The sequence below is a fragment of the Thermomonas hydrothermalis genome (assembly GCF_900129205.1).
Taxonomy (GTDB): Bacteria; Pseudomonadota; Gammaproteobacteria; order Xanthomonadales; family Xanthomonadaceae; genus Thermomonas; species Thermomonas hydrothermalis.
In genome coordinates this window covers 54405-77976 of the sequence record NZ_FQUK01000001.1, presented here as the reverse complement: position 1 = coordinate 77976, position 23572 = coordinate 54405, and the positions used below count along the sequence as shown (strand labels likewise).

20 protein-coding genes are annotated in these 23572 nt (G+C 68.3%); 8 read left to right on the top strand and 12 right to left on the bottom strand.

Annotated features, from left to right (window positions below; genetic code table 11):
• The first annotated feature begins 52 nt into the window (after window positions 1–52).
• The 3 genes from sufC to BUA29_RS00365 are packed head-to-tail and all read left to right on the top strand — an operon-like array spanning window position 53 to window position 3287.
• Window positions 53–814 carry a Fe-S cluster assembly ATPase SufC gene (sufC, locus tag BUA29_RS00375; protein WP_072754651.1) on the top strand — a complete coding sequence of 254 codons (762 nt, stop codon included), beginning with the start codon at window positions 53–55 and terminating at the stop codon, window positions 812–814.
• On the top strand, window positions 814–2073 hold the full coding sequence (sufD, locus tag BUA29_RS00370; protein WP_072754650.1) for a Fe-S cluster assembly protein SufD: 1260 nt from the start codon (window positions 814–816) through the stop codon (window positions 2071–2073). Before sufC ends, sufD begins: the two co-directional genes overlap by 1 nt.
• Window positions 2070–3287: a cysteine desulfurase gene (locus tag BUA29_RS00365; RefSeq protein WP_072754649.1), complete on the top strand. Its 1218-nt coding sequence runs from the start codon at window positions 2070–2072 to the stop codon at window positions 3285–3287. The genes sufD and BUA29_RS00365 overlap by 4 nt, the downstream gene beginning before the upstream one ends.
• 22 nt (window positions 3288–3309) lie before the next feature.
• On the opposite strand, the gene BUA29_RS00360 is transcribed toward BUA29_RS00365, so the two are convergent.
• From BUA29_RS00360 to pmbA, 5 genes are all read right to left on the bottom strand, one after another.
• A complete protein-coding gene (locus BUA29_RS00360) occupies window positions 3310–3750 on the bottom strand; it encodes a DUF4870 domain-containing protein (RefSeq protein WP_072754704.1) in 441 nt (146 codons plus the stop codon).
• Between the two features lie 210 nt (window positions 3751–3960).
• On the bottom strand, window positions 3961–4302 hold the full coding sequence (locus BUA29_RS00355) for a DUF4870 domain-containing protein (protein WP_072754648.1): 342 nt from the start codon (window positions 4300–4302) through the stop codon (window positions 3961–3963).
• 75 nt (window positions 4303–4377) lie between these two features.
• Window positions 4378–5535: a DUF1501 domain-containing protein gene (locus tag BUA29_RS00350; RefSeq protein ID WP_072754703.1), complete on the bottom strand. Its 1158-nt coding sequence runs from the start codon at window positions 5533–5535 to the stop codon at window positions 4378–4380.
• Between the two features lie 2 nt (window positions 5536–5537).
• Window positions 5538–6935 carry a DUF1800 domain-containing protein gene (locus tag BUA29_RS00345; protein WP_072754647.1) on the bottom strand — a complete coding sequence of 466 codons (1398 nt, stop codon included), beginning with the start codon at window positions 6933–6935 and terminating at the stop codon, window positions 5538–5540.
• Between the two features lie 80 nt (window positions 6936–7015).
• Window positions 7016–8383 carry a metalloprotease PmbA gene (pmbA, locus tag BUA29_RS00340; protein WP_072754646.1) on the bottom strand — a complete coding sequence of 456 codons (1368 nt, stop codon included), beginning with the start codon at window positions 8381–8383 and terminating at the stop codon, window positions 7016–7018.
• Between the two features lie 22 nt (window positions 8384–8405).
• Between pmbA and yjgA the strand changes: the two genes are divergently transcribed.
• On the top strand, window positions 8406–9002 hold the full coding sequence (gene yjgA / locus BUA29_RS00335; protein ID WP_072754645.1) for a ribosome biogenesis factor YjgA: 597 nt from the start codon (window positions 8406–8408) through the stop codon (window positions 9000–9002).
• On the opposite strand, the gene tldD is transcribed toward yjgA, so the two are convergent.
• The 4 genes from tldD to BUA29_RS00315 all read right to left on the bottom strand — a co-directional run bounded on the left by tldD (window position 9003) and on the right by BUA29_RS00315 (window position 16613).
• Window positions 9003–10448 (bottom strand): metalloprotease TldD, encoded by a 1446-nt coding sequence (tldD, locus tag BUA29_RS00330; protein ID WP_072754644.1) that lies wholly within the window; start codon window positions 10446–10448, stop codon window positions 9003–9005.
• A 197-nt stretch (window positions 10449–10645) separates the two neighbouring features.
• Complete coding sequence (locus BUA29_RS00325) at window positions 10646–14443, bottom strand: YhdP family protein (RefSeq protein ID WP_072754643.1); 3798 nt, start codon at window positions 14441–14443, stop codon at window positions 10646–10648.
• A 113-nt stretch (window positions 14444–14556) separates the two neighbouring features.
• Window positions 14557–16047, bottom strand: a complete 1491-nt coding sequence (rng, locus tag BUA29_RS00320; protein ID WP_072754642.1) for a ribonuclease G — start codon at window positions 16045–16047, stop codon at window positions 14557–14559.
• Window positions 16044–16613: a Maf family protein gene (locus BUA29_RS00315; protein WP_072754641.1), complete on the bottom strand. Its 570-nt coding sequence runs from the start codon at window positions 16611–16613 to the stop codon at window positions 16044–16046. Before BUA29_RS00315 ends, rng begins: the two co-directional genes overlap by 4 nt.
• A 125-nt stretch (window positions 16614–16738) precedes the next feature.
• Here BUA29_RS00315 and BUA29_RS00310 point away from each other — a divergent pair, with 125 nt between their 5' ends.
• Entirely contained in the window at window positions 16739–17473 is a 735-nt protein-coding gene (locus BUA29_RS00310) for an SIMPL domain-containing protein (protein WP_072754640.1), read from the top strand.
• Between the two features lie 16 nt (window positions 17474–17489).
• On the opposite strand, the gene BUA29_RS00305 is transcribed toward BUA29_RS00310, so the two are convergent.
• The gene (locus BUA29_RS00305; RefSeq protein WP_072754639.1) at window positions 17490–18455 is read right to left on the bottom strand and encodes a LysR family transcriptional regulator; all 966 of its coding nucleotides are present in this window, start codon (window positions 18453–18455) and stop codon (window positions 17490–17492) included.
• Window positions 18456–18645: 190 nt separating this feature from the next.
• Between BUA29_RS00305 and cysK the strand changes: the two genes are divergently transcribed.
• Complete coding sequence (cysK, locus tag BUA29_RS00300; RefSeq protein WP_072754638.1) at window positions 18646–19605, top strand: cysteine synthase A; 960 nt, start codon at window positions 18646–18648, stop codon at window positions 19603–19605.
• A 19-nt stretch (window positions 19606–19624) separates the two neighbouring features.
• On the opposite strand, the gene BUA29_RS00295 is transcribed toward cysK, so the two are convergent.
• A complete protein-coding gene (locus BUA29_RS00295) occupies window positions 19625–21028 on the bottom strand; it encodes a mannose-1-phosphate guanylyltransferase/mannose-6-phosphate isomerase (RefSeq protein ID WP_072754637.1) in 1404 nt (467 codons plus the stop codon).
• A 55-nt stretch (window positions 21029–21083) separates the two neighbouring features.
• Here BUA29_RS00295 and BUA29_RS00290 point away from each other — a divergent pair, with 55 nt between their 5' ends.
• On the top strand, window positions 21084–22088 hold the full coding sequence (locus BUA29_RS00290) for an aminoglycoside phosphotransferase family protein (RefSeq protein WP_072754636.1): 1005 nt from the start codon (window positions 21084–21086) through the stop codon (window positions 22086–22088).
• Entirely contained in the window at window positions 22085–22786 is a 702-nt protein-coding gene (murU, locus tag BUA29_RS00285) for an N-acetylmuramate alpha-1-phosphate uridylyltransferase MurU (RefSeq protein WP_072754635.1), read from the top strand. The genes BUA29_RS00290 and murU overlap by 4 nt, the downstream gene beginning before the upstream one ends.
• Before the next feature lie 66 nt (window positions 22787–22852).
• Here the strand turns inward: murU and hda are convergent, their stop codons facing one another.
• Window positions 22853–23572, bottom strand: coding sequence for a DnaA regulatory inactivator Hda (gene hda / locus BUA29_RS00280; protein WP_072754634.1), 720 nt, complete (start codon window positions 23570–23572; stop codon window positions 22853–22855).

Sequence of the window (23572 nt, the reverse complement as noted above, 5' to 3'; positions counted from 1 at the left end):
TGCATGTGCGCGCCGACATTGGCCGCACGCCATCAACTGGATTGAAAAGACCATGCTGAAGATCGACAACCTACACGCCCGCGTCGCCGGCAAGGACATCCTCAAGGGCCTGTCGCTGGAGGTCAACCCTGGCGAAGTGCACGCCATCATGGGCCCCAACGGCGCTGGCAAATCCACGCTGGGCAACATCCTGGCCGGGCGCGACGGCTATGAAGTGACGGCCGGCAGCGTGACCTTCGAAGGTCGAAACCTGCTTGAACTGGAGCCGGAAGAACGCGCCGCCGCCGGTGTGTTCCTGGCCTTCCAGTACCCGGTGGAAATCCCCGGCGTCAACAACACGTACTTCCTGCGCGCTGCCCTCAATGCCCAGCGCAAGGCCCGCGGCGAGCCGGAACTGGATTCGATGCAGTTCCTCAAGAAAGTGCGTGAGAAGCTGGCGGTGCTGCATCTCAAAGACGAGCTGCTGCACCGCGGTGTCAACGAGGGCTTCAGTGGTGGCGAGAAGAAACGCAACGAAATCTTCCAGCTGGCGCTGCTGGAACCGAAGCTCGCAATCCTCGACGAAACCGACTCCGGCCTGGACATCGACGCGCTGAAATCGGTGGCCGACGGTGTCAACGCGCTGCGCTCCAACGACCGCGCCTTTCTGGTTATCACCCACTACCAGCGCCTGCTGGACTACATCAAGCCAGACGTGGTGCACGTGTTGGCCGATGGCCGCATCGTCGAAAGCGGTGGCCCGGAGCTGGCGTTGGAACTGGAAGCGCACGGCTACGACTGGATCCGGCAGCGGATCGGGCCGGAGGCGGCGTGATGAGCGCATTGCTCGACTCGCTGCACGCCTTCCCCTGTGACCCGCAGCAGCAGGAGGCACTGGACGCCATCCTCCGCGACGGGCTGCCGGCACGTGCGGAAGCGTGGAAATACACATCGCTGCGTGCCCTGGAACGGCGCCGCTTCGTGCCCGCCAGCGCCACTCGCATCGACCCGACCCTGCTGGCCGACATCCCGGCGCCGCGGATGGTGTTCGTCAATGGCCACTTCGATGCCACGTTGAGCGATCTGACCGGGCTGCCCGCCGGGCTTTCGGTGCAGCCACGCGCATCGCTGCGCGTCCGCGACGACACCGCAATCGCTGCCAGACCCGAAGATGACCAAACGCCTGTCTGGGAACCGTTTGCCCGGCTCAATGCCGTGCTGGCGCACGAAGGCGCGCTGATCCGCCTGGAGGCCGGCGTGCAGGTGGCCACCCCGCTGCATTTGGTCTGCGTCGGGGCTGCGCAAGATGGTGCAGAGGCGGCCTGGCACCTGCGTCATCGCATCGAACTGCAGCCCGGTGCGCAGCTGACACTAGTCGAACACGAACGCGCCGCCGGGGCCCACGCCCACCTCGGCAACAGCGTCCTGCTGGCCGACCTGGCCCAGGACGCCCGGCTCGTCCACCTGCGCGTGCAGCACGCCGCCACGCAAGCCACCCTGTTCGCCCACACCACAGCGACACTGGCGGACAGGGCTGCCTACACCCGCACCGATCTGGAACTGGGCGCGGCCCTGTCGCGCAATCTGCTGACGGTCCGCCTGGCCGGCGAAGAAGCCAGCCTCGACGCGCATGGAGTGCTGCTGGCCGATGGCCGCCGCCACGTCGATACCCGGTTGGGCATCGAACATATCGCCCGCAACACCCGCAGCCAGCTGGTCTGGCGCGGCCTGGCCGGGCAGCGCGGGCGCGCCGTGTTCCATGGCGGCATCCTCATCCATGCCGGCGCTGACGGCTCGGCGGCCGAGCTTGCCAACAAAAACCTGCTGCTATCGCCGGACGCGGAAATCGACACCCAGCCGGTGCTGGAAATCCATGCCGACGAAGTCAAGGCCGCGCACGGCGCCGCCGTCGGCCAGCTCGATCCGCAGGCGCTGTTCTACCTGCGCTCCCGCGGCCTGCCGCAGGCACAGGCGCGCACCTTGCTGACCGCCGCGTTCGCCCGCGACGTCCTGCGCCTGTTCCCTGACGAGGCCCTGCGCACACAGGCCGAGCAGGCGCTGGAACCGGCACTGGCACGTCTGGGAACCGCATGACGATCGACTGGACCAAAATTCGCGCTGACTTCCCGCTGCTGGCACGCCAAGTGCACGGCAAGCCGCTGATCTATCTGGACTCGGCCAACACCGCGCAGAAACCGGCGGCGGTGATCGCGGCGGTGGATGCGTTCTATCGGCAGCACAACGCCAACGTCAGCCGGGCGGTGCACCAGCTGGGCAGCGAAGCCACCGAGGCCTACGAGGGCGCGCGCCGCACACTGGCCGCCTTCCTACACGTGCGTGCCGACGAGCTGGTGCTGTGCAGCGGCACCACCTTCGCGCTCAACCTGGTGGCGTACTCCTGGGCGCTGCCGCGGCTGCAGCCGAGCGACGTCATCCTGGTCACGCGGATGGAGCACCACGCCAACATCGTGCCCTGGCAGCTGGTGGCGCAGCGCACCGGCGCGACGCTCCGCGTGGCCGAACTGCGGCCGGACGGCAGCCTGGACCTCGAGGCGCTGTGGGCCGCGATGACCCCGGACGTGAAGCTGCTGGCGGTGGCCCACGTCAGCAACGTCCTGGGCACCGTCAACCCGGTGGCGGCCATCTGCCGGGAAGCAGCGCGCCGCGGCATCGTCAGCGTGGTCGATGGCTCGCAGGCCGTTCCACACATGTCGGTGGACATCGCCGCGATCGGCTGCGACTTCTACGCGGCCACCGGCCACAAGCTGTGCGGGCCGACCGGCACCGGGCTGTTGTGGGCAAAGCGCGAACATCTGCAGGCGATGCCGCCATTCCTCGGCGGCGGCGAGATGATCAAGGAAGTGCGCTTCGACGGCACCGTGTTCAACGACCCGCCGCACAAGTTCGAGGCGGGCACGCCCAACATCGCCGGCTTTGTAGGGCTTGGAGCCGCCGTGGACTACCTGTCCGCGATCGGCATGGACGCCATCCAGCAACGCGAGGCCGAGCTGCTAGCGCACGCCACCGAAGCGCTGGCACAGATCGATGGCCTGCGCATCCACGGCACCGCGCCCGACAAGGCGGCGGTGATCAGCTTCTCGATCGACGGCATCCACTCGCACGACCTGGCCACGCTGCTTGATCTCGAAGGCGTAGCCGTGCGCTCGGGCCAGCACTGCGCGCATCCGCTGCTGCAGTGGTTAGGCGTGGGCACCACCTGCCGCGCATCGTTGGCGTTCTATAACACGCACGACGAAATCGATGCGTTCGTGGCGGCGCTGCACAAGGTCAAGCGCCTGCTGGCCTGACCGCCGCAGACATTGAACCGCCTCAGCGCAGCAGACGGAGACTGAACGGGTAGCGCCAACGCTGACCGTCCAGGGCCTTGACTGTGGCCATGATTCCGCACACCAGCCAGACCACCGCAGCAATCCCGGCCAACACCAGCAGCACAATCCCCACTGGCAGGGTAAGCACGGCGCCCAGACCAAGGGTGAGGACAGTGGCCCCAAGCAGCAGCAGGGCGGCCACCGCTAATCCTGCCGCGAACAGGAACAGGGTCAGGTTGAAGTTGAAGGCCTCGCGGGCATGTTCGGCCACGAAAGCCGATCTATCACGCATCAGCAGATAGACCACCAGCCCCGCGACCATCCCGGCAACCCCTGCCATCCAGCTGGTCAGAAAGGCCAGCAACAGCGCCCCCGCATGCGCGCTGGCGGCCCACCAGCGTTCGTCTTGGCGGACTTCGCCCGTCTGGGTCGGCTCCATCATCTCCATCTCAACGCTCCCATCCACAGACGTATGCATTACGTCGTTGCATGCATGATGACGGTATATGCAGCGGTGAATCAAATCAGACGACGCTGATCTTAGAGCGCACCGAGTCCGCAGATGCGCCAGGCGCACCCACTGCGGATCCGCAACAAACAAAACCCGCCGCTGCAGAGGCAACGACGGGTCAGGAATCGGCGCGCTGAGCCTTCAGGACAGCAGCCGCAACGCAAACGGATAGCGGTAGTTCTCGCCGCGGCTGGCCGCCATGCCGGCGATGATGCAGAACACCAGGTCGAGGATCCACACCAGCGGCGTCAGCAGCGCGCCAATCAGGATCACCGTCAGCACCATGCAGCCAATAAAGACAATGGCCATGGTGATCTGGAAGTTCAGCGCTTCCAGCGCCTGCGTGGTGAGCCAGCGCTTCTCCGGCTTGTCCTTGTTGGTCAGCCAGATGATCAGCGGCACGATGAACCCGAACAGGATGCCGGAGAGGTGGGTGAGCATGGCCAGGTTGCGATCGTCCTGACTGGCAGTGATGTCGTTCATTGGATTATTGCCCTGTGTGAGAAGCGGAGTTGGGTATCCCCATGAGCCCGAAACGCAAATCACCGGGCTTTCCGGTCACCCGGCCCGCACCAGGCCCGACATGGGTGCTACCGCGGCGCTATCCGGGAAGATCTGCCGGGCCAACACGTCCGGCGCCAGCCCCAGGTGACTGGCCAGCACACCCTTGAACAGGGCACGCAGGTCGGTGGTGGCGCGCAGGTCGCGGCCTTCGTTGAGCTGGGCGCGCGCAAGCCCCGGCCAGTCACCACCGACACGCCCACCCGCAACCGCCCCGCCCGCCAGGAATGCCACCCCGCCGGTGCCGTGATCGGTGCCGCCGGTGCCGTTGATGGCCGCCGTGCGGCCGAACTCGGTGACGATCGCCACCACCGTCCTGGGCCAGACCGGCTGGGCGCCGTCGTGAAACGCCTGCAGACCGGCATCCAGCTCAGCCAGCTTGCGATCCAGCACCGCCAACTGGCCGCTGTGGGTGTCCCAGCCGGTGTCCTCGACGAAACCGATGCGTGGGCCATGCGGGTCGGCCATGAAGCGGGCTGCCGCCGCCATCGCCTGCGGCAGGCGCAGACCGGCACCGCCGGGACTTGCACGCATGCCTGCCATATCAACGTCAATGGCGGCAAAGGTCGGTGCCAGGACCGGGTCGGCCGCATACAGCACCTGCAACTGCTGCCACAGAATCGGGTCGATCCGGTTGCCTAATGGCGGTGACCAGGTTTCGACCGGCGCTGGGCCGCGCATCGCCAGCGGCATCACCGCGGAAATCGAAACACCCCGGCCACCGGGCAGCGCCGCCACGCAGCGGTTGAGCCAGCCGGTGGTGCCGCCGCCACCGGTCGTACCATTCTCAACGCAGTCTTGCGCCTCGAAGTGCGAGCGCTGCCGGTACGGTGGCGCCACCGCCACGACGGGCAACAACTGCCCCCGGCCATACAGCGTGGCCAGGAAGCCAAGCTTGCCGTGCAACGCGAAATCGGCATTCAGTGGCCGCGCGGCCACCTGACCGGGGCTGGCTGCGAATGCGCCCCGCAATGCCGGGAATGCCGGGTCGCCCACTGGTTGCAGGGCATGCAGGCCATCCAGCCCTCCGCGCAGCAGCACCAGCAAAAACCGGGTGTCCTCGGCGCTGGTGGCGGCCAGAGCAAACTTCGGCAGTGCCGCCATGGCCAGCGCCGAGGCGCTCCATCCCAGAAACCCACGTCGATTGATCCGCATGGTCATGCCCTCCACTGAAACGCCGGGCTGGCCAGCAGCAACGCCACGCCCTGCTGGATGGATTCGGCCCGCCGCAATGCCGTGGCGGTCTGCCCGTCCAGGGCCTCCCCCAGCACCGCCTGACCGAGCGCCAGCGGGGTGATACCCGCTGGCTCTGACATCCGGTTGGCCAGCGCCTGGGCGGCCTGGACCCGCTTGAACAGGGCATCCGGCCCTCCCCAGTCGGCCGCCAGATCGCCAAACCCGGCCGGCGAGCGCGGCTGGAACACCGGTTGCCCAAGCTGCCCCTGCAAGCGCAGCGCCAGCCCCAGATCGTCGTCGGTGTGTAGTCCGCAGGCCCGCAGTGCGGCCAGGATGAAGTCGTCCGGGGTACGGAACTTGCGCGCCTGGGCCTGCCAGGCCGCCGGGTCTTCCAGCATCGTTCGGTACACGGTCGGCAGGTCGCCGCCGCTGTCCAACCAGGCCTTGCGCATACGCGCCACCAGCGCCGGCGGCGGAGTATCGGCGACGAAATGCCGGGCCAGTTTCAGGCTGACATGGCCAGCGGTGGCCGGATGCACCGCCAGGTCGTCGAGGATCGCAAGCCCTTGCTGCTCGCCCGCTTGCCGGTAGGTCTTGCCGAGCACCCGCCGCGCCCCCGGTTCATGCGCGGCAGCGCGGAACACGAACGCATCCCCTGCGCCGGGCGCCACGCTCCAGCCAGTGATCGCACGGGCAAACTCGGTGACATCCTGCTGGGTGTAGCCGGCGTCCACCCCGACGGTGTGCAGTTCCAGGATTTCCCGCGCCAGATTCTCGTTCAGCCCGCGCCGCCGCCCCGCTGCAGCACCCGCCATGCGCCGCCGCGCCCGCTGCGCTGCCGGCGAGTCATCGCCCACCGATTGCGCGTTGTCCAGATACAGCAGCATGCCGGGATGGCGCTCGACCGCACGTAGCAGATCGACAAAACGGCCGGTGACATGCGGACGGATCGCCTCGCGTTCCATCGGTGCGGCAAACAGCGCTGCCACCCGTTTATCCACGGAAATCGCGAAATGGTTGGACCAGAACCGCACCAGCCGTTCGCGGAACCCGTCCGCCGTGGTCACGGCCACCTGCTGGCGCAGCACCAGCTCGCGCAACACACCCTGACGCAGAAGGCGCGCCGCTTCCATGCGCGCTGCTTGCGCATCGCCGTCTGCGCCACGTTTCCGAACCTGCTGACGCAGCGTAAGCACCTGGCGGTACTGGCCCAGATAGTCGGCGCTGGACGGCAGGCCGGTCAGGGCCGCTGGAAGCGGCGTCGGGCGCAGCTGGGCCAACAGCCAGGCATGTGGATCGCGATCGATCTGCTCCAGATCGCCGGGCCTGGCGCCGACTCCAAACCGGTTGGCGGCACTGGTGGCCGACAGCATCGTCATGGCCTCACCTCTGGCTGCGGGGACGGCCTTGCAACGCACCACCGGCTGCTACGGTTGACAGCCGCGCCGGCAGGAATGACTCAGCGCCCGGCCACGGTCATCCGGCCTACCAAGATCGAGCCGGTGCGCACGTGCGAGCGCGGATCGACATCGCTGCCCACCGCCTCGATCGCGGCAAACATGTCCTTGAGGTTGCCGGCGATGGTGACTTCCTCCACCGGGTGCACGATCCGGCCTTGTTCGACCCAGAACCCGGCCGCACCGCGTGAGTAATCGCCGGTGATCGGGTTGACGCCCTGCCCCATCAGTTCGGTGACCAGCAGCCCGCGCGACAGACCGCCCACCAGCGCGGTCAGATCGCCCGCATTGGCGCGCACCTGCAGGTTGTGCACGCCACCGGCGTTGCCGGTGCTGGCCAGCCCAAGCTTGCGGGCGGCGTAACTGCCCAACACATAGCGCTGGACGATGCCGTCTTCGACCAGCATCGAACGGCGCGTGGCCACGCCCTCAGCATCGAAGCTGGCGGAACGGAACCCGCGCGGCAAAAACGGATCTTCCTCGATGGCAAACCACGCCGGAAACACCCGGGTGCCGACGCTATCGAGCAGGAAGCTGGCGCGCCGATACAAGGCGCCGCCGGAAATCGCACTGATGAAACTGCCGATCAGCGAGCGCGCCATCTCGGCAGAAAACAGCACCGGAACTTCCCCGGTCGGTAGCGGGCGTGGATCCAGGCGATCAAGCGCCCGCTGCGCTGCCTTGCGGCCGATCGCTTCCGGCGTTTCTAAATCCTCCGCCGCCAGCGCAACGCTGTACCAACCATCGCGCCGCATGGCCTCGCCACGCCCGGCGATCAGCACACAGCCCAGGTTGTAGGACGTGCAGCGCTCGCTACCGAGAAATCCATGCGAGTTGGCATACACGCTGAGTGATGCATTGGCATTCATCGAAGCGCCATCGGAGTTGTCGATGCGCGCATCCAGCGCCCGTCCGGCGGCCTCGCCGGCCAATGCCAGGTCGATGGCACGTGCGGCATCCAGCGGCGCCGGATGCCAGCGATCGAACTCGCGCAGGTCGGTCGCCATCAGTGCTGCATCGGCCAGCCCGGCGCAGGGGTCGGGCTCGGTGTGGCGGGCGATCGCGCAGGCCTGCGCCACCGTCGCCGCCAGACTGTCTTCGCGCAGATCGGCGGTGCTGGCACTGCCCTTGCGCTGCCCGAAATACACGGTGATGGCAAGGCCGCGATCGCGGGTGGCCTCCACCGTTTCCACCTCCCCCATGCGCACATTGACCGCAAGGCCAGTGTCTTCATGACAACTGACCTCGGCCTGGTCGGCGCCCGCAGCCCGGGCGCGGTCAAGCAACTGCCGGGCCGTCGCCGCCAGGGCCGCCAGCCGGGCATGACTGTCATCGGATACGGGGATCGAGGGATGCGTCTGGGTATTCATTCGAATGGCTTATCCTGTGCGAATGCGAGGACGTGACGAAACAACCGGTGAATACTTCAGCCCCAGCCGCAGCGCGCAACGTCGGGCGGCGCTGGACATACTGGCGCTGGGCGAGCAGCTGGCGGCGATGAGCGATGCGCAACTGGCGCGGCTGCCGGTGCCGGACACCCTGCTGCCGCACATCCACGACACCCGCCGCATCACCTCGCATATCGCACGCAAACGCCAGCTGGCTTATCTGGCCAAGCAGATGCGCAAGCTGGACGACACCGTGCTGGATGCGATCCGCGACGCCATGCACAAGGACGGTGAGACCGCCCGCCGCGAAGCCGCACTGCTGCATCGCGCCGAAGCCCTGCGCGAGGCGCTGCTGGGCGATGCGGGCGACGCCGCACTGACCGATCTGCTGGCCGCGTACCCGCAGGCCGACCGGCAGCAACTGCGTCAGCTGGTCCGCAATGCCCGCGAGGAACGGGCGAAGAACAAGCCGCCGCGCGCCTTCCGTGCGCTGTTCCGCAGCCTGCGTGCGCTGTTGGCGCAGGAGGGGACAGGCAGCGCTGATCCGGCCGATCAACCGGTCGAAGACGAAGGCGAGGACGACGAGGACACGCACGGCTGATCAGCCTGCCCGGGTTCCGCCCACGGTCAGCTCGGAAATCAGCAGCGACGGCTGGCCCACGCCGACCGGCACGCTCTGCCCGTCCTTGCCGCAGATCCCGACCCCATCATCCAGGGCCAAGTCATGGCCGATCATCGTCACCTTCTGCATGGTGTCGGGGCCGTTGCCGATCAGGGTGGCGCCCTTCACCGGCGCGGTGATGCGGCCGTCTTCGATCAGATATGCCTCGGTGGCGGAGAACACGTATTTGCCGCTGGTGATATCCACCTGACCGCCACCGAAGTTGACGGCATACAGGCCCTTTTTCACCGACCGGATCATCTCCTCCGGGTCGTGGCTGCCGGCACGCATGTAGGTGTTGGTCATGCGCGGCATCACCAGGTGTGCGAACGATTCACGCCGGCCGTTGCCGGTCGGCGCCATGCCCATCAGCCGCGCATTGAGCGTGTCCTGCATGTAGCCCACCAGAATGCCGTCCTCAATCAGGGTGGTGCAGGACGTCGGTGTGCCTTCGTCATCGATACTGAGCGACCCGCGCCTGCCGTCCAGGGTGCCGTCATCGACGATGGTGACGCCTTTTGCCGCCACCCGCTGACCGATGCGCCCGGCATAGGTGCTGGTGCCCTTGCGATTGAAGTCGCCTTCCAGACCGTGGCCGACCGCCTCGTGCAGCAGCACGCCCGGCCAGCCGTGCCCCAGCACCACCGGCATCGTGCCGGCCGGCGCATCAATGGCGTCGAGATTCACCAGCGCCTGCCGTAGCGCCTCGCGGGCGAATTTTTCCGGCTTGCCATCCGCGAGCAGCTCCGCATAGGAATAGCGTCCGCCGAATCCGGCATAGCCCGATTCGCGGCGGCCGTGCTGCTCGACGATCACCTGGATGTTCATCCGCACCAGCGGCCGCACGTCGCCGGCCAGCACGCCATCGCTGCGCGCCACCAGCACCGTATCGACACCGCCGGTCAGGCTTACCATCACCTGCCGCACGCGCGGATCCAGCGCCCGCAGCAGTGCATCCACCCGCCGCAGCGCCTCGACCTTGGCGGCGTTGTCCAGTGCATCGACCGGATCCAGTGCCGGATACAGGATGCGCGCCCCCTGCGCGGTCAAGGCCTGCGGCCGGGGCTTCCGCCCATCGCGGGCAATGGCGCGCGCCGTCTGCGCCGATGCCAGCAAGGCGGAAGGCTCCAATGCATCGGAATAGGCAAAGCCGGTCTTGTCGCCGGCGATCGCCCGCACCCCCACACCCTGCTCGATGCTGTGCGCACCGTCCTTGACGATGCCGTCTTCCATGCTCCAGCTCTCACGACGGCTGTGCTGGAAGTAGAAATCCCCGAAGTCGATCCCCGGCCCCAGCAGTGCGGCAAACGCGCGCTCCAGATCGGTGCTGTCCAGACCGGCGGGCGCCAGCAGGCGGGAATGGGCAAGGGCCAGTGCGTTATTCATGTCGGTACGTGGGCTGTCTCAGGGGCAGGTCAACATGGCCGGCGCGGGGGGCGCCGCGTTCATTATCGAGGTTCCGCCCACCAGGGATGAGCGGCCAGCGAAACACGTCCGTCTGCGCGCATGTTCGCGTCGCGCCCGGCCATGCGCCGGGCAGGACGTGTTCACACGCTGACGATGTGGGGACGATTGCGCCATCGTCAATCGCTGACGGTGGCCGGGGCGGGGCCGGGCTCGACGACGTCCTCGATCTTGGGGGCCTCCCAGGGGCCGGTGATGCGGTAATGCTTGGCGCCGATGTCGCGCATCGGCTTGTCGAGCACGGCATTGGCCACCGCCCCGACTGCCGCCCCGACCGGGCCGCCGGCCAGCGCCCCGACCGCGGTCAACAACCCGGCCGAGCGAGGCTGGACATCGACGCGCTGATCAAAGCGCTGATGGCGCAGATCGGTGTCACCGCGCACCAGGATATCCGCCGCCGGCCCACGGATCGCCAGATTGTCGGTGTGCAACATGCCCTGATCGACCCGGGCATTGCCCTGGATGCGATCGAAGGTGAACCCCTTACGGAAGAAATCGCTGAAGTCCAGCATCAGGCGCCGCCGCAGCTGACCGATGCCAAACAGGCCCAGCAACCGGCCAGCCCCCGGCTCCAGCTCGAGCAGACGCCCATCCTTCAGATCCAGCGTCAGACTGGCCTCCACGGTGCGCAGGTCGAGGTCTGCCGGGCCGCCCTGCCAGTTGGCGTTCAGCCCCAGCCGGCCATGCCCGCCGCCGATCTGCCCGGCAAACCCCAAGGCCGCCAGCAGCGTGCCGGCATCGTCGCTGTCGATCTCCATGTTCAGCCGGGTACGCTGCGCCGCACGCTGCCCCAGCCAACTGCCACTGGCGCGCACCCGCTGCGGACCGCCGGTGGTGGTGAACTCATCCAGACGCATCCCGCCCGTGACCGGGACGCTGCGGAACCGTGCCTTGCCAAACCGTGCCCCTCCGATCCGGAGATCGGCCACGTCCAGCGCCAACGGCGGGATGGCTGCCGGATCCAGCTGCGCCGCAGCCGGATCGGAAGGCACGTGCTCGCCACCTTCCGGCCATGTCCAGTACAGCCGGTCAAACTGGCCGGTGACCGCCGCTGTCTGCGCCTGCGGAACCCGCAGGGTGCCCTCCAACCCGTTGCCCTGCAGCTGCACGGTCAGGCCCTGGCCACCCGGCGTCAGTCGCAGCCGGGCATCGGCGAACCCAGCCCCGAGCAGCATGAGCCGGTCGGCCTGCACGTCCACACGAGGCAAGGGCACGCCATCGCTGCCGCGCCCAGCCCCGAGCACACCCAGCCAGCCCAGCGCATCCAGGGTCGGCATCGTCCCGTCGATCAGCACCCCGCTGGCAGGCGGGGGGCCCGCGGCATCGCCACCGAAGTGCAGGGACAGCCCGGTCTGGTCGCCCACACTGCGCCCGCGCAGGGCTAGCAGATCGCCCAGGCGGGCGCTGAACTGCTGACTACCAGACGCGAGGTTCACGTCGATGCGGGTGGGCAGGGCCTGCGCTGCCGGCTTGCGCAGCGGCGCAGGCAAGGCGAATGCGGTGCCGACCAGATTCGAGGCCAGTTGCAACTGGGCGCTGCCCGCCGGTGCCGGCGCACGTGGCAGCGCCAGACTCACCGTCCACGGCGCACTGCCCTGCAGCCAAGGCTTGAGCCAGGCCAGACGGTCGCCGGCGCGATCAAGCAGGCTGTCGATGTCCAGCGCTACCTGCAGTTGCGCCTCGAAAGCATGCGCCGGATCGCGCACATGCCCTGGCCCTGCGCGCACGGCCAGCACCCCGGGCGCGTCGGTCTGACGCAGCTGGATGGCATCGGCGGCAAAGCCGTTCTGATCGAACTGCAGCGGGCCACGCAACTGCTCGAAGGCCAGTGCGTACTGACGATCGCGCAGACGCACGCCGTCCAGATCGACGCGACCGGCGACCTGCACGCCCTGGCCGTCATGCGACAACGGGATGTTGAGCTGCAGCGTCGCCTGCGCCGGGCCGGCCAACTCCAGGCTGTCCATCGCCGCGGCATAGGTGGTGTGGAGCGGGCTTGCCCGCAGCAGACCCAGCCACTGGCGCGCATCCCCGCGACCTGCCGCCTGCACGTCCAGCACCGGCTGGTGGAAGCTGGGAATGCTGGCCTGCAGGGATGACACCGTAAGCCCAGCGAGCTGGGCCTTGCCATCCAGCCTGAAGCCATCGGCCACGAATGCCACCGCCGCATCGAGGTGCTCGGCGGCAGGCCAATCCGGACGAAACTTAACCACCCCGTCCTGCACCTGGGTCTCCACCCGGAACACCCCGGCACCGGCCAGGCCCGGCGCGTCGCGAAACGGCCAGTCGTCCAGATCGCCCGCCACCACCGCCCGCGTCGCGTGCAGGGTGCCGCCCCGCAAGGCGGCATCCAGCCAGTCCACAGTGGCGCGCGGCATCAGGTAGTGGATCCAGAACCCGCGTGCCTGGGTCACAGGCACGTCGCCGATGTCGGCGGCCAGATCCAGGTGCGGACGGCTGCCGTCACGCTGGAACCCGATCCCGCCGCGTACCTGCACCTGTACCGGCCCGATCTCAAGCGCCAGCCCCGGCGTCTGCACTACCCAACCGGCCGAGTCACGCCAGGCCACGGCCTCGCCACGCAGCCGGAGCGGATGCGCAACCCCGAATCCCGCCGGCCAGTCGAACACCGCCTGCGCCGCCGGATCGAACGCGAACACCACCCCGTCTTCGATGGCAGTGAGACGACCGGCCACACCACGCAGCCCGGGCGCATGACCGACCGGATCGAACTGAAGGCCTGACACCCGCATCGCCACGTGCAGCCGGTCATCGCCGACGCTGGTCAGCGTCACGTCATCCAGCGCCGCATCCGGACGCGCCTGATGCAGCCAGTCACGCAGCCGCGGCGGCACGATATCGCTGAGGGTGGCCAGTTGCAGCCAGGGGGCCAACTGCAGATGCCGGGCCCGCACCGCCCAGTGCCGGCCACCGGCCATCGCCAGTCCGTCCATCGCTGGCGTTGCCGCCCCCAGACGCAGCCGGTAGGCCCGTGCCCGCCAGTCGCGCAGGGTGCCGGCCCATTCGGCATCCAGCACCAGCGGCCCCAGCGTCAGGCGCGGTGCTGGCTGACCCGGTGCCCACGGCGTACCGGCCAGCACCACACTGTCGAGCTCGGTGATCGCCCGCACCCCCACGATCCGAAACCCGCGCAGGGTGGCCCAGACCTGCGCCTGGCCACGCCCCGCCTGCGGGGTGATGCCCGCCAGCGACACCCGCGCCGGGAACTCGGCCAGATCGAGCCGACGGCTGCCGGCGTACAAACGCCCGTCGCCGCTGCCGCGATCAAGCGTACCGGCGACATCCAGGGCCTGCCCGCCGGTACGCAGCCAGGCACGCGCCCCGGCCTCCACCCGGGTGCCATTGACGCGCAGGCGCAGGTCGATGCGCGGCACCTGCACATCCAGATGCAGGTCGGGCGCCAGCACCTGCAGACGCGCCTGCGCCAGCTGCAACTCACCCAGGCGCGACAACGTCTCGAGTGGATCGGCCCCGGTCTGCTGCCCCGGCAGGCCACGCACCTGCCACTGCCCGTCAGCGCCGCGCAGCAGGGTGAGAGCGAGCCCGCGCAGCCGCAGCTCGGTCAGCGAATGGCCCGGCAACCAGCCGGTGTAAGGCGCCACCAGCAGTTCGGCATCGCCCACGGCAAGCGCTTGCGCGCCCGCACCGATCCGCAGCCCATCTAGTTGCAGCAGCGGCCCGCGCCGAGTCCAGGCCGTCTTAAGGCGGTCGAACGCCACCGGGCGACCCGCCCGCTGGCTGAGCCAGGCAGCGACCTGCGCCGGATGCGCCTGCAAGACCGGGAGTAACTGGCTGACGACCGTGACCAGCAACGCCACCATCACCAAGGCCAGCGCCAGCGCGTACCACAGGCCGCGACGCAGCAGGCGCAAGCGGTGGCGCCACGGCATCTCCATGTCAACGCTCCTTTGCAAGGCCGAAACAACGCCCTCCTGGCGTTGTCAGCCCACGCCGGGCCTGACACCTATCTGGGCTGCAGGCGGCCTTGCCCGACCGCCGTGCTGGCGGCTCAAAGCAGCACCACATCGAACTGCTCCTGCAGGTACTGGCTATCGGCCTGGAAACGGATCGACTTGCCGATGAACTCCTCCAGCTCGGCCACCGCGTTGGATTCTTCCTCGGTGATCCGCGCCACCACCTTGGGCGAGGCGATCACCAGCAGCCGTGCCGCCTCGAACTGCCGCACCGCACGCACGATCTCGCGGAAGATTTCGTAGGTCACGGTTTCGGCGGTCTTGACCATGCCGCGTCCGCCGCACTCATGGCAGGGCTCGCACAGTTGCCGCTCCAGCGAGTCCACCGTGCGCTTGCGGGTCATCTCCACCAGACCCAGTGGCGAGAAGTCGTACACCGTGGTCTTGGCGTGGTCCTTGGTCAGCGACTTCTCCAGCGTGCGCAGCACCTGCCGGCGGTGCTCGGGGTCCTGCATGTCGATGAAGTCGATGATGATGATCCCGCCCAGATTGCGCAGGCGCAGCTGGCGCGCCACCGCCTGCGCCGCCTCCAAATTGGTGCGGAAGACGGTTTCTTCGAGATTGCGCTGCCCCAGGAAGCTGCCGGTGTTGACGTCCACCGTGGTCATCGCCTCGGTCTGGTCGATGACCAGATAGCCGCCGGATTTCAGCGGCACTTCCTTCTCCAGCGCACGCTGGATTTCATCTTCCACGCCGTACATGTCGAAGATCGGGCGGGCGCCGGTGTAGTGCTCGATCTTGTCGGCCAGCGCCGGCATGTAGCGCGCCGCGAACTCGCGCAGGCGGTCGCAGGTCTCGCGTGAGTCCACCCGCACGCGCTCGACATCACGCCGGATCAGGTCACGCACCGCACGCAGCGGCAGGCTCAGGTCCTCGTACAGGCAGCTGCCCACGGTCGCACTGGGGGCACGGCTTTCGACCTGCTCCCAGACCCGGCTGAGATAGGCAATGTCCTCGGCCAGGGCCTCGGCCGGCTGCCCCTCGGCATTGGTGCGAACGATGTAGCCGTAGCCGGGGCCACCGGCCGTCAGGGTCTGCATCAACCCTTTCAAGCGCGCACGCTCGACGTCATCCTCGATGCGGGCGGAAATGCCGATCACCTTCGAACGCGGCAGCAGCACCAGGTAGCGCGAGGGAATACTGATCTGGGTGGTGAGCCGCGCGCCTTTGCTGCCGATCGGATCCTTGACCACCTGCACGACGATCTCGGCACCATCGCGCAGCAGCTCGGTGACCGGCACCTGCACCTGTGGCAGCGCCAGCGCTGGCGTCTCGCCGTCCGCCGCATCCAGCGGTGCGCTGCGAAAAATATCGTTGGCGTGCAGGAACGCGGCGCGATCCAGGCCAATGTCCACGAACGCCGCCTGCATGCCGGGCATCACCCGCTGTACCTTGCCCTTGTAAATGTTGCCGACCACGCCGCGCTGACTGCCGCGCTCGATGTGCAGCTCCTGCAGCATGCCGTTTTCGACCACCGCCACGCGGGTTTCGCGCGGGGTGACGTTGACCAGCAGCTCTTCGCTCATACCGGCACCCCGAACTCGCGCAGCAAGCGTGCGGTTTCCCGCAGCGGCAGCCCCATCACGCCGGAGTAGCTCCCCTCCAGACGCGCCACATAGGCCTCGAAACGACCCTGGATGGCATACCCACCGGCCTTGCCCTGCCATTCGCCGGTCGCCAGGTAGCGGGCGATATCGGCGTCCTCCAGCGGATCCACGCTGACCCGGGTCGCCACCGCCGCCTGCGCCTCGCGCCCGGCCGAGGCCAGACATACCACGGTCAGCACTTCGTGGGTGCGGCCGGACAGGGCACGCAACATCGCCGCGGCCTCGGCGGCATCGGCAGGCTTGCCAAACACCCGGCCGTCCAGGATCACCTCGGTGTCCGCACCCAGCACCACCGCGCCGGGGCTGGCCAGCACCTTCAGCAACCCGGCACCGGCCTTTTCGCGCGCCACCCGGTGCACGTAATCGGCGGCCGGCTCGCCCGGCGCCTGGTGCTCGGGCACGTCAAGATCAAGCAAACCGAAGCGCACCCCGAGACGGGACAGCAGGTCGGCACGGCGAGGGGAACGCGAGGCGAGATACAGCATGGCCGAAGTCTAACCCGCAGCCGTCGCCTGCCAGCAGAGGCCATCCCGGAGTACGTCTGCCGGCTCACCCGGCGTTCACCCCGCAGTGGTACATGATGAGGGCGTCGTGTTCATCCCCATAGGTCATGTCCATGCTGCTGCGCACCGTTCTCCTCGCCCTGAGCCTGAGCACCCCGGTCCTTTCCGCCGCCGCCCAGACGCCGCCCGCCCCGACCCCGACTGCAAACACCACCGTGCTGTCCGTAGCCGCCACCGGCGAGGTCAGCCGCCGTCCCGATCTGGCCCTGCTCTCGGCCGGCGTGATCACCCAGGCTGCCGACGCCAACACCGCCATGCGCGACAACGCCGTGCGCATGGACAAGGTCATGACGGCGTTGCGTGCCGCCGGGATCGAGGGCCGCGATGTGCAAACCAGCGGGATCACGCTCAATCCCCAGTACCGCTACGGGGACAACCAGCCCCCGACCATCATCGGCTATCAGGCCAGCAACACGGTCAATGTGAAGGTGCGCGATCTGGCCCGGCTGGGCCGCGTGCTGGATACGCTGGTGGCGCAGGGTGCCAACCAGATCAATGGCCCCAGCTTCACCATCGAAAAGCCGGAAGCGGCCATGGCGGATGCACGGCGGGTGGCCGTACAAAAGGCGCAGGCCATGGCCCGCACCTATGCCGATGCCTTGGGCTTGAAGGTGCTGCGGGTGGTCAGCCTGAATGAAGGTGGCAGCAACCTGCCGCGCCCACTCCCCGGCATGGCCAAGCTGGCGTCCATGCCAGCAATGGCTGAGGCGGATACCGCTGTCGCGCCCGGCGAAAACACGGTCTCGGTCACGCTCGAAGCGGTGTTCGAGCTGGGCCACTGACACCTACGCCGTTGCTTCAGCGCACCTGCCAGCGTGGCGGCTCCGGCCAGTCGGGCGGTTGACTGCCTTCCAGCACGCGCCGCAGATCGCGCCGGTCGATCTGCGGTGCCAACGCATGCAGCAGCGCCAGCGCGTACTCGCGCAGGACACGATCGCGCGGCACCACCGCCCAGGTGATGCACTCCGGCAACTCCAGCGGAGCCGGCACGACCTGCAGATCAGCGTCTTCGCGGCCGGACACCGCCATTTCCGCCAGCAGGCCCACGCCCAGGCCGGTGCGGACATAGGCTTTGATGAGGTTGGCATCGCGCGCCGTCATGGCGATCTTGGGCGACACCCCGGCGGCGGCGAATGCCCGCTGCAGCGACGACTCCGGATGCGTCGAGGACTCGTATGAAATCAGCGGATACATCGCCAACTCGGCCAGCGCCGGTGGCGTAGTGCGCTGCGCCAGCGGGTGCGCCTTAGGCACCAACAGCACCCGTCGCCAGCGGTACAACGGCACCGCCACCCCCTGCGTTGCCGGCGGCGGGCCGGCGGTGCTGAGCAACCCAAAATCCGCCTCATCCAGCCGCGCCAGCACTTCCGCATCGCCAGCGGCAAACAGATCGACGCTGACCTGCGGGTATTGCCGGGTCAGCCCGGCAATCGCCGGCGGCAGCACATAGCGCGCCTGGGTGTGGGTGGTGGCCAGCAGCAACCGGCCGCGCTGCTCGCCGCGCTCGTTGGCGGCAAAGCTGCGGATATTGGCGACCTCGGCCAGGATCCGCCGCGCGCTCTCGATCACCCGCGCGCCCGCCGGCGAGACACCCTCCAGGCTGCGGCCCCGACGCCGGAAAATCTGGAAACCCAGCTCGTCTTCCAGCTGCTTGAGCTGCTTCGACAGCCCCGGCTGCGAGGCGTGCACGCGCTCGGCGGCCTGGGTGATATTGAAGCCGGCATCGGCAATGGCCACCAGATAGCGCAACTGGGTCAGGGTCATGACGACAGACTCTTGAATATCGCCGCATCCGGATGATGCGATTTGATTATAACCATGCCGCAAGCCTTATCTGGCAATGCTCATGCCTTCAGGGCATAAGAAAACAGCAAACTCGCACTTCCCTGTTCACAGGTGCCGGTCTAGCGTGGACGCCCCCCATGCGCGCCTCCGTGCGCACCCAGACCCCCCCATGGCGCTCTACGACAGCATTCTCGACACCATCGGCAACACCCCCATCGTGCGGCTGCACCGGCTGCCGCCCCGGCACGTCCACCTGTACGTGAAGGTGGAGGCGTTCAATCCAGGCGGCTCGGTCAAAGACCGCCTGGCGCTTGGGATCATCCTCGATGCCGAACGGCGCGGGCTGCTGAAACCGGGCGACACCATCGTCGAGGCCACGTCCGGCAACACTGGCGTGGCGTTGGCGATGATCGCCGCCGCCCGTGGCTACAAGTTCGTCGCGGTGATGACCGAGACTTTCTCGGTGGAGCGCCGCAAGCTGATGCGCGCCTATGGCGCCAAGGTCATCCTGACGCCAGCCGCCGAACGCGGCAGCGGCATGGTGCGCAAGGCCCGCGAACTGGCCGAACGCCATGGCTGGTTTCTGGCCAGCCAGTTCGCCAACCCGGCCAACCCGGCCTTCCACCGCAGCACCACCGCCGCCGAGATTCTGCGCGACTTTGCCGGCAAGCGGCTGGATTGGTTCGTCAGCGGCTGGGGCACTGGCGGCACCCTGACCGGCGTCGGCCAGATGCTCAAGCTGGCCCGCCCCGACGTACGCATCGCCGCCACGGAACCGGCCGGCGCCGCCCTGCTCAAGGGCGATACCTGGCAGCCGCATAAGATCCAGGGCTGGACGCCGGATTTCGTGCCCGACGTGCTCGACCGCAGCGTGGCGGACGCCCTGCATACCGTCAGCGACGAGCAGGCGATCGCCACCGCACGCCGGCTGGCGGCTGAAGAAGGCCTCTTCGTTGGCATCTCCGCCGGTGGCACGCTGGCCACCGCCCTTGCGATTGCCGACACCGCCCCGGCAGGCAGCGTGCTGCTGGCCATGCTGCCGGACACCGGCGAGCGCTATTTGAGCACCGCGCTGCTGGCGGATGTGCCGGAAGGCAGCGACGACGACTGGCTGGCCTCGTTGGGCTAAGCGTCACCGCCCCGCCGCGTCAGCTGCGCCCGTACACGTCCTCGTAACGCACGATGTCGTCTTCGCCAAGGTAGTCGCCGGATTGCACCTCGATCAGCTCCAGCGGCTCGTGGCCCGGGTTTTCCAGCCGGTGCTTGGCGCCGATCGGGATGTAGGTGCTCTGGTTGGGATAGAGATCGAACACGTCGTTGTCGCGGGTCACGCGGGCAATGCCGCGCACCACCACCCAGTGTTCGGCGCGGCGGGCGTGCGATTGCAGTGACAACCGGGCGCCGGGTTTCACCTTGATGCGCTTGACCTGAAAGCCGTCGCCCATGTCCACCGAGTCATAGCTGCCCCACGGGCGATGCACTTCCCGGTGCAGCACCGCTTGGGTGCGGGCATCGGCCTTCAGCCGCGCCACCACGTCCTTGACCTGCTGCACCTTGTCTTTGCGCGCCACCAGCACGGCGTCGTCGGTTTCCACCACCACCAGATCTTCGACGCCCACCAGCGCCACCAGCCGGCGCGCATAGGCATAGCTGTTGCGGCTGTCGATGGCGATCACATCGCCGTGATGGGCATTGCCATCGGTGTCCTGCTCGCTGACCTCCCACAGCGCCGCCCACGAGCCGACATCGTTCCAACCGATCTCCACCGGCAGCACGCCTGCGGCGTCGGTCTTTTCCATCACCGCGTAGTCGATCGAATCCGACGGACAGGCCGCAAACGCCGCCTTGTCCAGGCGGATGAAATCACCATCGCGGCTGGCCGCGGCAAACGCGGCACGAACAGTGGCAACGATGTCCGGGCGGAAGCGCTGCAGTTCGTCCAGATAGCGCGAGGCACGCAGCAGGAACATGCCGCTGTTCCAGTAATAGCCACCCGCCTGAAGATAGGCTTGGGCTGTTGCCGCATCGGGTTTCTCGACAAACCTCACGACCGGGCGCACCCCATCGCCGGGAGCGGCCTGGATGTACCCGAAGCCGGTTTCGGCCGCCGTCGGCACGATCCCGAACGTCACCAGCATGCCGTCGGCAGCGGCCGGCATGGCGGCGCGCACGGCCGTCTGGAAGGCGGCCTCGTCGCGCACCACGTGATCGGACGGCAGCACCAGCAACAGCGGGTCCTCGCCGTTGGCCATGGCCTGCAGCGCCGCCGCCGCGATCGCCGGGGCCGTGTTGCGGCCGACCGGTTCCAGCAGGATCGCCGGGGTCGGGGCGCCGATCTGGCGCAACTGCTCGGCCACCAGAAAGCGGTGGTCCTCGCCCGCGACCACGATCGGGGCGGCATCGGTCAACGCCGCCACCCGTTGCCAGGTGGCCTGCAGCATGGTGGCGTCGCCCACGAGCGGCAGGAACTGCTTGGGATAGGCCTCGCGCGACAGCGGCCACAGACGGGTGCCGGAACCCCCGGACAACAGGACGGGCTGTAATATCGCCACCGCTTAAGCCTCGCTTGCACTGCGCAATGACCGGCGCGCAGTTTACCCTGTGGCGATGACCGATCCTTTCGTCAACGACCGCAGCCAGCAGCGGCTGCACTGGGTCCGTGCCGTCCTCGGCACTCCCGATCTGCTGCTTGAACCCGCCTCCAGCGATGCCGGTTTCCGCAGCTATTGGCGCACGGCGGGGATCACCCCTTCGTACATCCTGATGGATTCGCCGCCGGGTCAGGACGACGTCCGACCCTGGCTGCGCGTGCGCGACATGCTGGAGACCGGCGGCGTGCGCGTGCCACAGGTGCTGGCACGCGATATCGACGCCGGCTTCCTGCTGCTGGAAGACCTGGGTGGGCCGACCGTGGCGCAGGTGATCGATGCTGACACCGCCGACACCCATATGGCAGGGGCCATCGCGCAGCTGGTGCGGCTGCAGTCGATGGCCCTGCCTGCCGACATGCCGGTGTTCGGCGAAGCCCTGCTGCAGCGGGATGCCGGCCTGTTTGAAGACTGGTTCGTGCGCCGTCACCTCGGCATCGCACTGGGCTGTGACGACGCCGAACGCCTGCAACTGGCCCAGCGCCGGTTGATGGACGCCATGCTGGCGCAGCCGCGCGTCCCCACCCACCGCGACTTCATGCTGCGCAACCTGATGCCAGTGGCGGACGGGCCGGCCGTGCTGGATTTCCAGGATCTGGTGCTGGGGCCCATCGCCTACGACCCGGTCAGCCTGCTGCGCGATGCCTTTCTCAGCTGGCCCGAGCCGCGCGTTGAACGTTGGCTGCGCGACTACCATGCCCGCGCCGTAGCCGCCGGCCTGCCAGTGCCCGCGCTCGACCTGTTCCTGCGCGATGCCGACTGGTGCGGCGTGCAGCGGCATCTGAAAATCTTGGGCATCTTCGCCCGCCTGCACCATCGCGACGGCAAACCACGCTACCTGCAGGATGCTCCGCGCTTCTTCGCCTACCTCGATGCGGTGGTGCCGAAATACCGCGAACTCGACCCGCTGCGCGAGCTGCTGGAGCGCACCCTCAAACCCGCCTTTGCCAGGGTGACAACATGAAGGCGCTCATCTTCGCCGCCGGACTGGGCGAGCGGATGCGTCCGCTGACCCTGCATACCCCCAAGCCGCTGCTGCCGGTCGGCGGCAAACCGTTGATCGAGTGGCATTTGGAAAAACTGGCGGCGCTGGGCATCACCGACGTGGTGATCAACACCGCCTGGCTGGCGGCGCAGTTCCCGGCCCGGCTGGGTGACGGCGCCCGCTGGGGCCTGCGTATCCGCTACGCCCACGAAGGCGACACGCCACTGGATACCGGCGGCGGCATGCTGCACGCCCGCCCGCTGCTGGGCGAGGCGCCGTTTTTGCTGGTCAATGGCGACGTCTGGACGGATTACGACTTCGCCCGCCTGCCGCACGCACCGCGCGGGCTGGCGCATCTGGTGCTGGTCGATCCCCCACCGCAGGCGCCGCAGGGAGATTTTGCACTGGCGGCAGACGGCAGCGTGCAGGCCGAGGGCAGCCGCAGACTCACCTATGCCGGCATCGGTGTGTACCGGCCACACCTGCTCGACGACTGGCAGGCGGTGATCACAGCGCCAGCATGGATCAACGGCCAGCCCGCCTTCCCACTGGCACCGCTCCTGCGCGCGCACATGGCCCACGGGGCGATCAGCGGCGAACACCACCGTGGCCGCTGGACCGACGTGGGCACCCCGGAGCGGCTGGCGCAGCTGGAGCAGCAACTGGGCGTGCGCTGATTCGCATCACCGGGCAGGCGGCGCAGGGGGCACGACGGATTTGATTGCCCCTGACGGCGTGGTGGCTCACACGTCGGCTCTATCGCCGCCCTGCCCGCCCAGCACCTGCCGCAGGAAGGGCACGGTCAACCGCCGCTGCGCCGCCAACGACGCCCGGTCGAGCCGGTCGAACAACGCGGTCAGGCTCCCCAGATCGCGGTTGACCCGACGCAACAGCCAGTCCAGTGCCGCCGCCTCCAGATCCAGGCCGCGCGCGGCGGCACGCCGGCGCAGCAACTCGGCACGACCGTCATCGTCCAGCACCGGCAGCGTCCAGCGCATGCAGTGGGCCAGGCGGGAACGCAGGTCGGGCAGGCTCAGCCCGAGCGCATCCGGCGCGTCGGCAGCGGCATACAGCAGGCTGCACCCGGCATCGCGCAAACGGTTGTGCAGATCGAACAGCGCCACCTCGTCGCTGCGTTCGCCGGCAATCACCTCGATATCGTCCAGCGCCACCAGCGCGGCCCCGTCCAGCCCGCCACTGGCATCACGCAGGCGGCCACGCAGACCACGCAACGACAGATACGCCACCCGCCGCCCCTGTGCCTGCGCCTGCATGCAGGTCGCCAGCAACAGATGGCTCTTGCCGGTGGCTTTACCACCGTGCAGGTACACACTGCCCGACTCGCCCGCTGCCAGCGCCTGCAACTGCGGACACAACCCCGGCGGCGGCTGCACGTAGCCGTCCAGGGTTTGATCCGGCGGCGCCCGCAGCGCCAGTGGCAACTGCGCAACCCAAGGTTCCAT